This window comes from Synechococcus sp. TAK9802, from assembly GCF_014279535.1.
In the GTDB taxonomy this organism is placed as follows: domain Bacteria; phylum Cyanobacteriota; class Cyanobacteriia; order PCC-6307; family Cyanobiaceae; genus Parasynechococcus.
Genome location: NZ_CP047937.1, coordinates 754,773 through 767,553, shown reverse-complemented (window position 1 = coordinate 767,553; position 12,781 = coordinate 754,773). Strand labels below are relative to the sequence as shown.

Genomic DNA, 12,781 nt, shown 5'->3' with positions numbered 1-12,781 from the left:
CAACAACATTTGGTCGGTAGCGGTCTGATATGGCTGGGCGGGTGTCATCACGGGCAGGACCGGTTCAAACACGTTGTAATGCATTCAAACCATTGCCCAGAGGCCTGTGACCAGCCGTGATCTGCTGATGGCGTACCGCTAGCCTGCGCCGCTTGTGTTGTCCAGCCTGGTTCTGGCGGTCACGGCCGCCAAGCTTTTGAATCGGCCCATCCCCATCGCGATTGAGGGTGGATTACAGGTCGACAAGTTGGTGCTTCCGCCCAGTGTCACCATCCGCTCCGATACGGCTTTACCTGTGGTGGTTAAGGAGCAGGTCACCGTTGGTGGCGCTGCGCCCCTGGCGATCGAAGGGCCGGTGACCATCAGCGGAAATGCCCCTCTGGCGGTTGAAGGAGCTGTGTCCGTCACAGCTGAAGACCCGCTTGCGGTACGGGCAGACGTCTCTATCGACAACAAAGTCACCATCGGCGGCAAGGTCGACATCCAGGGCAAGGTGAAGCCGACCTTGCTTCCTGTGCCGATGCCCTGATCAGCGGTTGCGGGGGGCCGCGCCGCTGCCAATGGTCAGCCCCTGCTCCCAGCGGTTGAGTTGTCGCAGTGCCAGGGCCGACAGTGCGGCAGTGACCAAGCCGGTGCTGCTCCAGCCGCTGCCCTGCTGGATGCCCACAAGCACGGCGGATCCCCAGAGCAGGGCCCAGGCCCAGGGGCGTGCCGCACGAATCCGCTTCAGCGCCGACGAGCAGCTGCGGCAATGGATGGTGTGGCTGTTGTATCGATCCATCAGCGCCGTGGTGCTTTGCCGTGGAGGTAGGGGTTGTCCTGCAAAGGGCTCGCCGCCGTTGGCGTTCAACCAGCGATGCAGAGCCGCCACGTAGACGTCTGCCGTTGTGGGCATGAAAAAACTGCGTTCCACGGCGGGGCTGCCGCCGGCTCTCTCCAGCACCCGCTCCTGCCAGTGCAGGAACACCTGATCGTCTTCCAGCACCTTGTGATTGCCGATGTGTTGCAACCAGCGGGGCCTTAATCCGATCAGCAGCCGGGGGACGGCGGATTGGAACTGGAAGGGGAAGCGGGCGAAGAGGCAGCACTCGCCGCGGCGAATCGGAACGGCGTAGACCACCGTGAGAATTCGCCCGAAGCCCTTGGCGGTGAGGTCATGCCACATCAGCTGCGGGGCATGAAAGGTGGTGGATTGGGCGCCGAGTTTGCCCCGACGCGGCCCCTCCTCCCAGTGGGCCGTGAAGCCGCTGGCGTCTTCCCCCGTGATGGAAGCTTCCACCGGCGCGGCATTCTCCCGTTTGCCGACGGTCTTGTGGTGGGTGAAGGGAACGTGGCTCACATCCAGCACGTTCTCCAGCAGGGTCACGGCATCCATCGGCAGATCCCGGAAGGTGTCCTGCACCGTCCAGCTGTCGGGGTTCTCCTCCAGGGCTGGCACCAGGGGGAGCTGACTGGGGTCTGCGGCATCGGGGGCCCCCATCCAGACGAACAGCAGCCCCTGTCCCGTGGCTGTGGGAAGGCTGGCGCAGCGGGATCGACGGTTGTTGGGCTGGGTGTTCTCGAGAGCCTGCGGCACGCGCTGGCACTGGCCGCCGCCGTCGAAACTCCAGCCGTGATAAGGGCATTCCAGTAGCCCTTCCTCGTTGATCCGCCCTTCGCTGAGGGGCACCAAACGATGGGGACAGACATCCGGGAAGACCCGCCAGCTCGATGCGGCGCGATCCCACCAGATCACCAGATCCCGTTCCAGCAGTGTGAACCGGCTCGGCTGATTGGGGTCGAGGTCCTGCACATAGCTGATCGGCCACCACTGTTCGGTCCAGGTGGGGTGCATGGCAGGAGCATCAAGGCCGTCATGTTCGCTGGCCGGATGGCTTGGCTGCGGTGTTTCGCTTGTCATCCGTGCTTCTGACTGCCTCCCCCCACTGGACTTCTTACGGGTTTGGCACTAATCAGTTGCGCGATGAAAGTGCACCGCTGTTCCGTCGGCTGCAGCGACCTCCCCTGAACCTCTATGCCCCGTTTGACGCCCGACCAGTTGCTGCAGGAGCTCACCGGTGCTGAGGATCTGCTGATCGTGCAGGACCTGGACGGCGTCTGCATGCAACTGGTGAAGGATCCACTGACGCGGCGCATGGACCCGTCCTATGTGGATGCGGTCGCCGCTCTGGATGGTCAATTCGCTGTGCTGACCAACGGCGAGCACGAAGGGCGGCGCGGGGTGAACCGTCTCGTGGAGCAGGCCCTGGGAAATTCCGATCTCCCTAGACATGAGGGCCGTTACCTACCAGGCCTGGCGGCTGGAGGGGTGCAGCTGCAGGATCGCTTTGGCGACTTGAGCCACCCCGGGGTCTCATCGGCGGAAATGGCGTTCCTCGCTGCAGCCCCCACCCGAATGGAAGCTCTCCTGATCGAGCGATTGCCCGGCCTGCTGCCGCAGCTGGGTGTTGATGATCTGGCCGAGCTGGCCAAAGCCGCGGTGTTGGACACCCAGGTGTCACCCACCATCAATTTCAACGGGATTTTTGAACTTGTCCCCGCTGATGTCACCACTCAGCAGGCCCTGCAGACGATGCTCTCGGAGCTGATGCATCAGTTGCTTGCTGAGGCTGCTGAGCAGGGCCTGGAGGAATCGTTCTTCCTGCATGTGGCTCCCAACCTGGGCCGTGATGCGCAAGGTCAGGAACGGATCAAGCCCGCTGCTGCAGGTGATGTGGGAACCACTGACATTCAATTCATGCTCACCGGGTCCATCAAGGAGGCCGGCCTTCTGGTGCTGCTCAATCAGCACATCCAGTGCCGTTGGGGTGAATCTCCCTTGGGTGAGACGTTCAATGTGCGAACGGCTCCCCACGATCCCGAAGCGCTGTTGGCGTTGGTGCAGCAGCGCATCCCCGCGGAACGGATGCCGTTGCTGGTGGGTGTGGGAGACACGGTCACATCCACGGCATCGGCTGATGGCACGGGCTGGTTACGGGGTGGGAGTGATCGCGGTTTCCTCAACCTGCTGCAGGACCTCGGTGCCTGGTGCGGTCGATCCAATCGCGTTGTCCTTGTTGACAGCAGCCATGGAGAGGTGGATCGCCCTAGCCATGCCGATGGGACTTTGCGAGGCATCACCGATCCGGAGGATCCCCTGCGGATTGACACGCTCATGCCCGATGGCCCGGAGCAGTACATCGCCTGGTTCCGTCAGCTTTCTGAGCGTCGCCGGGTGGCTTGATCAGCTGCGCAGCAGTGGGAGCATCCGTTTCTTTCGCCAGGACATGTTCTGTCTGGAAGAATCAGCCTCATCCGCGTGGAGCCGGTGGCTGTTGTTGAGACCGTTTTCCCACCCCTGAAGCGCGGGCAGCTCACAACGTTGCAGGTCAATCTCGGCTACCGCTGCAACCAGAGTTGTGCCCACTGCCATGTCAATGCAGGGCCCACCCGCACCGAGATGATGAGTGCGGATCTGCTGGCGTTGATTCCGCAGATCCTTGAACGGCATTCCATTTCCTGCCTCGATCTCACGGGGGGAGCACCGGAGTTGCACCCGGGTTTTCGCGCGTTGGTGCGCCAGGCACGTTCACGCGGCACCACCGTGATTGACCGCTGCAATCTCACGATCCTCAGCGAACCCGGCCAGGACGATCTGGCTGAATTCCTGGCGGAGCAGGGCGTTTGCATCACCGCCTCCCTGCCCTGTTACAGCGCCGAGAACGTTGACCAACAGAGGGGCGATGGCGTGTTTGAGCGCAGCATCAGCGGACTGCGCCAGCTCAATGCCCTGGGCTATGGAACGGGTGATCCAAACCGGCAGTTGGATCTCGTCTACAACCCGCTGGGTCCGGTGCTGCCTCCTCCCCAGCAAGCCTTGGAGGCGGATTACAAGAAGGTGTTGGGCGGGTTGGGAATCCGTTTCGATCGTCTGCTCACGTTGGCGAACATGCCCATCCAACGTTTCGCCAAGCAACTGGAACGCAGTGGAGATTTGCAGCGTTATCAGACCCTTCTTGAGGATGCGCACAACCCGGACAATCTGGGGGCTGTGATGTGCCGTCAGCTGATCAGTGTGGATTGGCAGGGCCATCTCTACGACTGTGATTTCAATCAGCAGCTCGGCCTGCCCTGCCCCGGTGAGGTGCGTCACCTTCGGGATTTGATCCACCTTGAAGCCGTTCCGGCGGATCAGCCCATCCACACGGCCCCGCATTGTTTTGGCTGCACGGCTGGCGCCGGGTCAAGTTGTGGCGGGGCGCTTCAGGGCTGATCAGCGCGTTATGGGCATAGTGGGTGGATCCTTGAAGAGGCCACCCCGTTGCAACGTATCTGTTTTGCGGTTATCGCGTTGATCGTGTCTGCGACATCGGCTATGGCCGGATCCCACGGCAAGCCCAAGCAGGCGATGTTCAAAACGCAGGCTGAAGCTGAGGCGGCGGCCCCAGGCTTTGGCTGCACCGGTGCTCACCAGATGGGTGAAATGTGGATGGTCTGCGACAAGCACGGTGAAGCGGATCACCAAGGAGCTCACTGATCCATGACTGAAGGCGGGCACTGCGGCAGCAAGCCGAAGAGGATCGCGATCGGCGTGGCTCCCCTCGGCACCATCTCCATCGGCATCGTGCCGATGGGAGTGATCTGCATCGGTGTGGTGCCGATGGGTGTGGTTTCGATTGGTGTGGTGGCGATGGGCGTGATCAATGCCGCCATCGTGGGGATGGGATTGGTGGCAGTTGGTGTCAACACCATGGGGGAGATCACCGCCGGCCCGATGAGCATGGGCTTGATTCAGATCCGCTCCACCACCAATCCCCGCTATCTGGCTTATCCCAGTCGCGAAGAGGCGGAGGAACAGGCGCGCCAATTGGGTTGTGAGGGTGTGCATCGCATGGGCGATCGCTACTGGATGCCCTGCAACGAGCATCCTCAGTAAGCAGCCCGCGCTTCCGCTTCGCAAAAGCTTCGGAAGACTTCTGTTGCTCACGCCTTTTTCAGAGGCTGTGCTGCTGGCTTCAGTGTGTGAAACAGGGCGCATCTGATGTCACCATCGTCGCCACGCCAACGTCTTCAAACCCTGCTCAGTGCCCGATGGTTGGAGATTGGTGAAGTGTCATTGATCCATCACCGCCAGGTTCAGATCTTGCTGAACACGTTGAGACGCGAAAAGGAACTGGTGTCCGTTCAGCTGATCGAGCTTCTGGTGGCTGATCTCTACGACAAGGAATTTCGCGCCGGATGATTCCGGTGATGCGATCTATCCCTGACATTTGGGGCAAATCGCACGCACGTTCAGGCTCGACTCAATCAACTGAAAACCAACATGGGCAGCGGCGGCAGCTCCTGCTGCCAGCACGGGCTCACTTTCGAATTCCTCGGTGCGGCCGCAGCGGATGCACACCACATGGTGATGTTGGCGGTGATCGTCAACGGCAAGCTCGAAGCGTCGACCCCCTTCGCTGAGCTCCAGTTCCTGGAGCAGACCCATATCGGCCAGCAGGCGCAGGGTGCGATACACCGTTGCCAGAGACACCTTCATCTCAAGGGCCGCCAGCTGCTGGTGCACCTCTTCGGCACTGAGGTGGCAGCCGGACCCACAGCGCTCGAACAGCTCAAGAACCCGTTTGCGCTGCGGGGTCAGACGGCGACCGTCCTGATGCAGCCCCTGCTGCAGGTTTATGTCCGTTGCGGCAGGCGCGGAGGACGATGTCACAGCTTCTCCTCGCTCATTCTCAAGAGTAGGCCTTAATGAGAGTGATGTCTCGCCTTCAGGATCAGGCCCCTCGTCGGATCCCAACGGTCGCCGATGAGGACGATGAACGTTGGTGATAGCGTCCGCCGACACTGTTGTTCTGGTCGATGGAAACCCACGTCCTCACCTTCACCATCACCAAGTCATTTGCCGAATGGGTCGCCACCTATGACGCATCCCTGCCGCTTCAGAAAATCGCTGGCATCACCTCGCTCTACCGGGGTGTCAGCAAGGACGACCCCAGCAAGGTCTGCGCGGTGATGCAAGCCGCTCCCGGGGTGATGGAGCAATTCATCGCCGACAACACCGACATGATCGCGGCTTCGGGGCACGTGATTGAGAGCACCGTGAGTCAGGTGTTCGTCGCCAGCTGATGGCCTGGCGTCCTGCCCGGGCCTGGACCAGCCAACACCCGGTGGCCGGTTACCGCCATTTCGAGCTGATCACGCAAGGCGGGCGTGGTCCGCAGCGATGGGTTGAGTTGGCGGCTGTGCTGGCTCCGTCGCATCGCGAGCGGGTGCTCTGGAGTGAGCTCAAGGATCCAACCCGCTGGAGCAGCGGCTGGCAGTCCATTCCGGAGAGCGATGAGGATCCTTCACCTCAGTGATCCACACCTGGTGGCGGCTGATCAGGGGCAGATGCGCGGCCGGCCTGCCCTGGCTCACTTCGAGCGAGCTCTCCAGCTTGGTGGGGCCTTGAACCCCGATCTGATGCTGGTGACGGGGGACCTTTGCCAGGACGAAAGCTGGGGTGGCAATGCCCGGCTGCTGCTCGATCTGACGCCAGATGGAGCCGTTCAGCACCGGGTGCTGCGCTACAGCAGCATCTGAATTCAGCCCATTCCCTTCTGCGACTCGCGGAAGGCCTTGAGTTTGTCGATGTCCTTCTCTTCGTCGATGGAGTAGTCCGTCAGGATCAAGGCCTTGCCGATGGTCCCGAGGGCGTATTCGATCCGGTCGAGGTCGCGGCGTCCGTCGTCATCCAGTCGTGCTGCACGAATCACCTCAGGGCGCAGCTGGTCGGCCAACAGCTCCAGCGCCGCTGCGATCGCTTTGGCCTGCTGGAGCGGCGCGGAGTCACTCATGAATCCTGAACAGATGCAATCGCACGACTCTGACAGTTCTCCTCAGAATCCTTTGGCCGTGGGTCGCTGACTCGAGAGCGAAACGTTGCCCAGGGGTTGTTGCTGGGCGGCGGGCTTCTGCATCGCTGTGGGTGGAACACCGGGGGCCGCCACCACATTGAATGCCAGCGACCAGCGTTCCCCGTCCCCGCGGAAGGGCATCACCGAATGGGGTTGCCAGGCCGGAAACACATAGAACTCACCGGGCACAGGCAGCACATAGTGCGCCATGCCGGTGCGGAACGATTGAATGTGCCAGTCTTCCGGGCCGTGGAAGCAGAGTTGGCCATCAAAACTGTTGGCGTTGATCTGCGGTGGGACCTTCAGAAAGATCACTCCGGAGAAGCTGCCGCCATGGGTGTGGGTGGGGTTGTAATCACCGGCGGTCTGGCAATTGAGCCAGAGATTAATCATCTGCAGGCGGTAACGACCGGGAACCCAGGGGCCGCGACCCTGGGGAGGCTGACGGTCCATCACATGGCGGATCCAGCGATCACATGCCGGCAGCAGGTGGTTGTTGCTGAGCTCCTGCACGCCGGGTTGATCAGGTCTCAGTTCGCGCTGCTGACGCAGTTGACCCGCCAGCTTCGCTGATGCATCGGGGCTGGACTCGGGATGGGCGAGAACGCTTTCGCTCAGCGCAGTCAGCTGTTGGAGCAGAGGATCCGGAAGGGTGCCCCGAAGGATGGAGCGGGGAAACAGATCGAGAACGTCCACCAAGGCTTGGTCTGCTGCAGGCCATCGTGGCAGCCCCAAAGTGGGTGCACCGTTCATGACGATCCTGATGCTGCGCCACGTCCTTCTGGTGCCTGTGCTGCTGGGGAGTTGCGTCGCTGCAACGGCCGCTGATCTCCCTGGGCAACAGGGGCCCAAAACAGCGTTGCTGCAGGGCGGCCCACTGCAGCTCAGCACCCGTCGTACGGCCGAGCTGTTCCCGGACGGCAACCGCATCTGGAAGGTTGAACTGCATCGAGGCCCGCGCTTGTTGGCCAGCTGGCCAGCGGCCAGTGGTGTGGCCCGGCGTCAGAGTGCTGATCGTCGCTGGAGCCCCGGCAATGCAGCCCCTTTGCCCGCTGGTGAGTACAGCCTGGGGCGTCCGGAACCGTGGGGGCATGATCTCTGGTTTGACCTGACCCCTCGCTTCGACACGACCCGAAGTGCACTGGGCATCCACCGCTGTTACCCCGGCACGGGTTGCATCTGCATTCCCGAGCGGGCTGATATCGATGCGCTCGCCAGTTGGGTCAAGGCCACTGGGATTCGCAGCCTGAAGGTGGTGAACTGATGCGACAGCCTTGACGTGCAGCTGTCCCAAATTCGGTCTCGAACGGAATTTGTGAATGTCGAAAAATCGTCGCCGACAGTCCTGCAATCTCGTTCTTTTCGGCTCATGATGCGTGGGCTAAGCCGCTAAGGGGCTTGGAAGCCGGGCCGAGCGATGCCCGACGGGAACTGCGATTTGGCTTCGGCATTGGCTGAGGTCAAATCCGTTCGTTATTAAGACATTTGGGTGTGTATCCCTAAATACCGATCCGTCCGTCAACGTACATTCGTGGTCGAATCGCTCCGGTGGTGCATCACCGTCGACCACACAACATTCCTTGATCACGACACGTTTGAGTGGCCTGGAGCACCGACGTTCCTCCTAGAGCTCCTTACAAGGAAGGCAAACCATCGGCTTGATCGGATTCATGGACGTCAGCATCTGGATGCTCGTCGGATTCCTGCTTGCGGCCTATTCCGTGGTGGCGAACGATTCGCTCCAGACCCTCGGCACATATCTCTCCTCCAACCGGAAACGCACGCCGAAGCCCGTTCAGATGCTGTTCATTTGCACGGTCACCTGTGGAGTGCTGCTGTTGGGCTGGTTCCTCAACAACGGTGATCCCACCTGGGGGCGTCTCAGTGTGCCTGGCAAGGAGTTTCCTTGGCCCGAGCCGTTCACCTGGGTCTACGTGATTCCACCGCTCGCTGTTGTGGCCTTGACCCAGTGGGGAGCACCGGTGAGCACCTCATTTCTGGTGTTGTCATCGTTCATGCCAGCCAACATCGGCACGCTGCTCAGCAGCTCGCTGACGGGGTATGGCCTCGCCTTCGGCGTGGGTCTGGCGGCCTATGGCCTGGGGTTGTGGTCGCTGGAGCGCTGGGTGTTCTGTCGTTCCCAGGACGGCAAAGACCCCAGCAAGGTCTGGTACGGCCTGCAGTGGTTCTCCACCGGCTTCCTCTGGTGCATGTAGCTGGTGCAAGACCTGGCCAACATTTTCGTGTTCCTGCCGCGCCAGTTGGACCTCGTCCCGATGCTCATCTGCACGCTGGTGATCTGCGTGGGCCTCTGTGTTCTGGTGGCCACCGGGGGAGGGCCGATCCAGGCCGTGCTCCGCACCAAGACCAACAGCTCCGATTTGCGTTCAGCCACGCTGATTGATCTGTTGTTCGGTCTTTGCCTGCTCTACAAGGCCTTCATCTCCAGCTTCCCCCTCAGCACCACTTGGGTGTTTCTGGGGCTGATCGGCGGCCGTGAGTTGGCCCTGCGGATCAAGCAACAAACATCAGATCTCCCGTTCACCAACAGTGAAGGGGGCAGTCTGGCCAAGGTCATCGGCACGGATCTCTGGAAAGCCGCCGTTGGCGTTGTGGTGAGTGTGGTGATCGCCCTCAGCATTCAGCCCCTCGCTCAGCTCACCGCAGGCTGACCCCAGTGGTCAGCGCTCTGATCCATGGCTAGGTCAGAGAGGGATGAGCCTCTCCATGGCCCGTTGTGTTGTCTTGTCGCTGTTGCTGCCCTGGTTGGTGGGCGGGTCTGGCTTGGCCAGACCTGAGCCGCAGCTCAGCGCCAAGCAAACCATCCTCGAGGCGAATCGCCACCTGATTGCCGATGGCTGGCGTCCCGCGCCGGAAAAAAAGCCAACGCCTGAGGAGCGGCGCTGGGCTTCTGTTGCGCTCGAGAGCCTTTCGGCCTGTTCCGGCACGGGCGTTGGCTTCTGCCGCTTTGATTACCGCCGAGACCTGCAGCGGCTGTCGGTGGTGACGGTGCCCAGTGAACCCGGCCGTCCGTCGGTTGGTCGCGTTGAGCGCTGGTGGTGATCAGGGGTTCAGTGGTTGCTCCTGCCAGAGGGTGTCCGCGCTCCAACGCGTGCGTTGATGGGGATGGGGGCCGAGGTTGAGCCGCTCAACGCTGATCACCTGCAGCCTCAGCACCACAAAATGCTCTGGCAGCGGTGCAGTTTCAGCCAGTTGATCGGGGAAGGCCGCCTTGGGGTCCAGTGGATCCGCCGGGGTGGGCCAGCCCCAGACGGCTCGTCCTGTGTTGGAGAGCTTTTGCCAGCGCTGCTGGCAGAGCTCAGGTTGTTCGGTGGCTGTGATCAACGTCACCTTTCCCCGCAGGCGGTACTGCTGACGAGCTTTGGGGAACAACCAGCACAGTTCAGCGGCTCCATCGTTGGCGAGTTCCGTCACCTTCTCGCTGCGCTGATCGCTGAACAGTTCGAGCTGGTCTGCACCGGCCCAGCCGCGGAACACCAGGGTTCGCACCCGTGGTGCGCCGTCGCGTCCTGTGGTGGCCAGTTGCACCCAGCGGGCGGCAACGGAGCGTCCCTCCCGCTGCATGGCAGCGCGCAGCAGAGGTCTCCAAGGGGGGATGGCCCCAGTGATGGGCTCAGTGATGGCCCCAGAGATTCCCTCAGTCATGGAAGGTTGAACAAGCGAGCCTGCTCGGCAGCAGCACGCACCACGATGGCGTGGCGCTGCACCAGGGGAGCGAGGGCGTCGTAGCCCCCGCCGATCACCGTTGCGGTTGGAATCCTGCGGCGCAGACAGGCATCGAGCACGAGTCGATCGCGCATGTTTAATCCCGCATCGCTGAGGGCGAGGCGGCCGAGTCGATCATCGCGATGGGGGTCGACGCCCGCGTTGTAGAGCACCAAGTCCGGGGCGATGTTGTCCAAGGCATCGGGCAACCTGTCGGCAATGGCAGCGAGATAGTCGTCATCGCTGGTGCCGTCGGCAAGGGGGATGTCGATATCCCCGTCCACTTTGCGCAAGGGGAAATTGCTGGCGGCGTGCACCGAGAGGGTGGTCACCCTGGGGTCGTGTTGAAAGCACGCTGCCGAACCATCCCCTTGGTGCACATCGAGATCCACGATCAGAATTCGCCGCACCTCCCCTGTTCCCAGCAACACCCGAGCGGCGACAGCACAGTCGTTGAAGATGCAGAAGCCACTCCCGAAGCCGGGGTGGGCGTGGTGGGTTCCGCCCGCCAGATGAGAGGCCAAGCCCCGCTGGAGAGCCAGTCGCGCCGTTAACAGGGTGCCGCCCACGGCAAGCCAGGTGCGCTGCACCAAAGGCCGCGTGGCCGGCAGCCCGATGCGACGTTGCTCCGGTCGGGTCAGGTGATCACGGCTGAAGGCTTCGTGATATCTGCGGGGATGAACGCTCTCCAGATCTCTGCGGGCGATGCTCAAGGGCCGATGCACCTCGTCGGCCTGAACGACCCCCTGCTCCAGCAGGAGTTGATGCAGCAGCCGGAATTTCGCCATCGGAGAGCGATGGGTGCTCGGCAGCGGCGCGGAGTAATGCGGGTGGTAAACGACCGGAAGCGGCAAGGGGGTGTCTCACCCGGGATGGCTCAGCCCCATTCAAGGGTCAGGCAGGCTGTTGGTGCAGCAACCAGTCGTTGAAGCCATTGGTGTTCAGTTCGCTGATGCAGCTCTGCAGTTTGCGCAGATGGCTCTGCTTGATCTGGGTGAGTCGCTGTCCTTCCTGGGTTGTTGGCCCAACGCGGATGCGCTGCTGATTGAGCAGGTCCATCTCGCGGTCGAGATGTTCCATCAGGTTGAGCAGGGCGTAGCCCTGCTTGATCTCCTGCGCGCTGAGCTGCTTAGCGAAGTGACCCATAGGGCAGCCCTTAAGGATTGCTTAATTATCCCATGATGAGGCGCGCTGGACTCGCGAAGGACCCTCGGTCCGTGTGTGCGGGGTGTCTCGTTCCCCGAATGAAGTGTGGTGGAATCGGCCTTGTGAAGGATGACCAGGTTGTGGTGGTGGCGTGTCCAGGTGTGACTGGCGTTTTCGCTGCTGCTTCGGCCCGGACTGGTTAAGGTCCGCAGAAATGGGGACATGACATGGGTGACTACACGACAGCGATCTGGGTCACCATTGGCTTGACGGTCGCCCTCACCGTTCCTGTCGTTTGGCAATTTCTGCAGCCCAACGACGATGATTTCGGTGATCTCACCCGCAGAAAGTGAGCCAACACGACGCGGTCACCATCCGTTGCTGGTAGTTGACGGGTGAAACAGCACTCGAGGACATGGTTCTCGGGGTTGACGAACGTGCTGTCCGTGATGGGATCAATGTGCTTTCGTCCGACGATTTCGATGCCTGTCTGGCCATCGTGGTCTGTCGCATCGGGCCCAATTTCTATGCGCACCTCTCGCAGGTGGCGGGGCATTACAAGGGTGACGCCAGTGGCATCTGGGACCGCAGTCGCGGTTCCGGTGCTCCCGAAGGGACGGCCTATGAGATCAAACCTCTCACGCGCATTCATCGTGTTCCCGATGCGTTGATCGGTCCCGACTCCCCCGAGGGCATTGCTGTGTCCCATCGGGTTGCCGTCATGCACTATCTGCTCGACATGGGATAGGCGAAGAGATCCGTTGCAGAGGCTTCAAGCCATCTCCGTCTTCCCTGATTGATCTGGGTTCCGGTTCTGGAGGGATCCGGATGACATGGCAGCAGATCGCCCACGATCGATCTGCACCCTTCAGTTTTTCTCGGCAGCTCCACAGACCAACAGGACAGCCACCATTCTGTTGATGGAAAGGAGTGACGCCAATCCAGCCCATGAATCAACGACCTATCAAGGGCAGCACAGCCATCCTGGGTTGACTTGATGGGTGTTGGAGTGGATGGACACACTCCAGTTCATG

The 12,781-nt window shown here is 61.6% G+C and carries 22 protein-coding genes; 15 read left to right on the top strand and 7 right to left on the bottom strand.

Features of this window, described 5'->3' with window-relative positions; translation table 11 throughout:
* Positions 1-157 precede the first annotated feature (157 nt).
* The gene (locus tag SynTAK9802_RS04390) at positions 158-529 is read left to right on the top strand and encodes a hypothetical protein (RefSeq protein ID WP_255487849.1); all 372 of its coding nucleotides are present in this window, start codon (positions 158-160) and stop codon (positions 527-529) included.
* On the opposite strand, the gene SynTAK9802_RS04385 is transcribed toward SynTAK9802_RS04390, so the two are convergent.
* Positions 530-1,834: a Rieske 2Fe-2S domain-containing protein gene (locus SynTAK9802_RS04385; RefSeq protein ID WP_186498004.1), complete on the bottom strand. Its 1,305-nt coding sequence runs from the start codon at positions 1,832-1,834 to the stop codon at positions 530-532.
* Between the two features lie 180 nt (positions 1,835-2,014).
* On the opposite strand from SynTAK9802_RS04385, the gene stpA reads away from it, so the two are divergent.
* The 5 genes from stpA (at position 2,015) to SynTAK9802_RS04360 (ending at position 5,221) form a co-directional block, all read left to right on the top strand.
* Positions 2,015-3,223 carry a glucosylglycerol 3-phosphatase gene (stpA, locus tag SynTAK9802_RS04380; RefSeq protein ID WP_186497460.1) on the top strand — a complete coding sequence of 403 codons (1,209 nt, stop codon included), beginning with the start codon at positions 2,015-2,017 and terminating at the stop codon, positions 3,221-3,223.
* A gap of 75 nt (positions 3,224-3,298) precedes the next feature.
* Complete coding sequence (gene arsS / locus SynTAK9802_RS04375; RefSeq protein ID WP_186497459.1) at positions 3,299-4,252, top strand: arsenosugar biosynthesis radical SAM (seleno)protein ArsS; 954 nt, start codon at positions 3,299-3,301, stop codon at positions 4,250-4,252.
* A 102-nt stretch (positions 4,253-4,354) separates the two neighbouring features.
* The gene (locus SynTAK9802_RS04370) at positions 4,355-4,516 is read left to right on the top strand and encodes a DUF3721 domain-containing protein (RefSeq protein WP_244276121.1); all 162 of its coding nucleotides are present in this window, start codon (positions 4,355-4,357) and stop codon (positions 4,514-4,516) included.
* A 3-nt stretch (positions 4,517-4,519) separates the two neighbouring features.
* Positions 4,520-4,915, top strand: a complete 396-nt coding sequence (locus SynTAK9802_RS04365; RefSeq protein WP_186497455.1) for a hypothetical protein — start codon at positions 4,520-4,522, stop codon at positions 4,913-4,915.
* A 105-nt stretch (positions 4,916-5,020) separates the two neighbouring features.
* Positions 5,021-5,221, top strand: coding sequence for a hypothetical protein (locus tag SynTAK9802_RS04360; RefSeq protein WP_186497453.1), 201 nt, complete (start codon positions 5,021-5,023; stop codon positions 5,219-5,221).
* Positions 5,222-5,236: 15 nt separating this feature from the next.
* On the opposite strand, the gene SynTAK9802_RS04355 is transcribed toward SynTAK9802_RS04360, so the two are convergent.
* On the bottom strand, positions 5,237-5,692 hold the full coding sequence (locus SynTAK9802_RS04355) for a Fur family transcriptional regulator (RefSeq protein ID WP_114987864.1): 456 nt from the start codon (positions 5,690-5,692) through the stop codon (positions 5,237-5,239).
* Positions 5,693-5,838: 146 nt separating this feature from the next.
* Here SynTAK9802_RS04355 and SynTAK9802_RS04350 point away from each other — a divergent pair, with 146 nt between their 5' ends.
* From SynTAK9802_RS04350 to SynTAK9802_RS04340, 3 genes are read left to right on the top strand one after another with little or no spacing between them, the layout of a single operon-like run.
* Complete coding sequence (locus SynTAK9802_RS04350; RefSeq protein WP_114987863.1) at positions 5,839-6,105, top strand: DUF3764 family protein; 267 nt, start codon at positions 5,839-5,841, stop codon at positions 6,103-6,105.
* On the top strand, positions 6,105-6,338 hold the full coding sequence (locus tag SynTAK9802_RS04345) for a TIGR02450 family Trp-rich protein (protein WP_114987862.1): 234 nt from the start codon (positions 6,105-6,107) through the stop codon (positions 6,336-6,338). The genes SynTAK9802_RS04350 and SynTAK9802_RS04345 overlap by 1 nt, the downstream gene beginning before the upstream one ends.
* Positions 6,316-6,561 (top strand): metallophosphoesterase, encoded by a 246-nt coding sequence (locus tag SynTAK9802_RS04340; RefSeq protein ID WP_255487848.1) that lies wholly within the window; start codon positions 6,316-6,318, stop codon positions 6,559-6,561. Before SynTAK9802_RS04345 ends, SynTAK9802_RS04340 begins: the two co-directional genes overlap by 23 nt.
* Before the next feature lie 2 nt (positions 6,562-6,563).
* On the opposite strand, the gene SynTAK9802_RS04335 is transcribed toward SynTAK9802_RS04340, so the two are convergent.
* Positions 6,564-6,815, bottom strand: a complete 252-nt coding sequence (locus SynTAK9802_RS04335; RefSeq protein ID WP_186497451.1) for a hypothetical protein — start codon at positions 6,813-6,815, stop codon at positions 6,564-6,566.
* 42 nt (positions 6,816-6,857) lie between these two features.
* Positions 6,858-7,571: a putative 2OG-Fe(II) oxygenase gene (locus SynTAK9802_RS04330; protein WP_186498002.1), complete on the bottom strand. Its 714-nt coding sequence runs from the start codon at positions 7,569-7,571 to the stop codon at positions 6,858-6,860.
* Between the two features lie 55 nt (positions 7,572-7,626).
* Here SynTAK9802_RS04330 and SynTAK9802_RS04325 point away from each other — a divergent pair, with 55 nt between their 5' ends.
* From SynTAK9802_RS04325 to SynTAK9802_RS04315, 4 genes are all read left to right on the top strand, one after another.
* Positions 7,627-8,139, top strand: a complete 513-nt coding sequence (locus tag SynTAK9802_RS04325) for a hypothetical protein (RefSeq protein WP_370586379.1) — start codon at positions 7,627-7,629, stop codon at positions 8,137-8,139.
* Between the two features lie 406 nt (positions 8,140-8,545).
* Positions 8,546-9,091, top strand: a complete 546-nt coding sequence (locus SynTAK9802_RS12770) for a hypothetical protein (protein WP_370586378.1) — start codon at positions 8,546-8,548, stop codon at positions 9,089-9,091.
* A gap of 60 nt (positions 9,092-9,151) precedes the next feature.
* Positions 9,152-9,547, top strand: coding sequence for a hypothetical protein (locus tag SynTAK9802_RS12765; RefSeq protein ID WP_370586377.1), 396 nt, complete (start codon positions 9,152-9,154; stop codon positions 9,545-9,547).
* Between the two features lie 43 nt (positions 9,548-9,590).
* Positions 9,591-9,938 carry a hypothetical protein gene (locus tag SynTAK9802_RS04315; RefSeq protein ID WP_255487847.1) on the top strand — a complete coding sequence of 116 codons (348 nt, stop codon included), beginning with the start codon at positions 9,591-9,593 and terminating at the stop codon, positions 9,936-9,938.
* On the opposite strand, the gene SynTAK9802_RS04310 is transcribed toward SynTAK9802_RS04315, so the two are convergent.
* From SynTAK9802_RS04310 to SynTAK9802_RS04300, 3 genes are read right to left on the bottom strand one after another with little or no spacing between them, the layout of a single operon-like run.
* Complete coding sequence (locus SynTAK9802_RS04310; RefSeq protein ID WP_186497450.1) at positions 9,939-10,541, bottom strand: pyridoxamine 5'-phosphate oxidase family protein; 603 nt, start codon at positions 10,539-10,541, stop codon at positions 9,939-9,941. It lies immediately after the preceding gene.
* Entirely contained in the window at positions 10,538-11,455 is a 918-nt protein-coding gene (locus SynTAK9802_RS04305; RefSeq protein WP_186497449.1) for a histone deacetylase, read from the bottom strand. The genes SynTAK9802_RS04310 and SynTAK9802_RS04305 overlap by 4 nt, the downstream gene beginning before the upstream one ends.
* A gap of 40 nt (positions 11,456-11,495) precedes the next feature.
* Positions 11,496-11,747, bottom strand: a complete 252-nt coding sequence (locus tag SynTAK9802_RS04300; protein WP_186497448.1) for a hypothetical protein — start codon at positions 11,745-11,747, stop codon at positions 11,496-11,498.
* 227 nt (positions 11,748-11,974) lie between these two features.
* Here SynTAK9802_RS04300 and SynTAK9802_RS12535 point away from each other — a divergent pair, with 227 nt between their 5' ends.
* A complete protein-coding gene (locus SynTAK9802_RS12535; RefSeq protein ID WP_006850800.1) occupies positions 11,975-12,100 on the top strand; it encodes a hypothetical protein in 126 nt (41 codons plus the stop codon).
* Between the two features lie 62 nt (positions 12,101-12,162).
* Positions 12,163-12,495 carry a hypothetical protein gene (locus SynTAK9802_RS04295; protein ID WP_255487846.1) on the top strand — a complete coding sequence of 111 codons (333 nt, stop codon included), beginning with the start codon at positions 12,163-12,165 and terminating at the stop codon, positions 12,493-12,495.
* Positions 12,496-12,781: the final 286 nt, after the last annotated feature.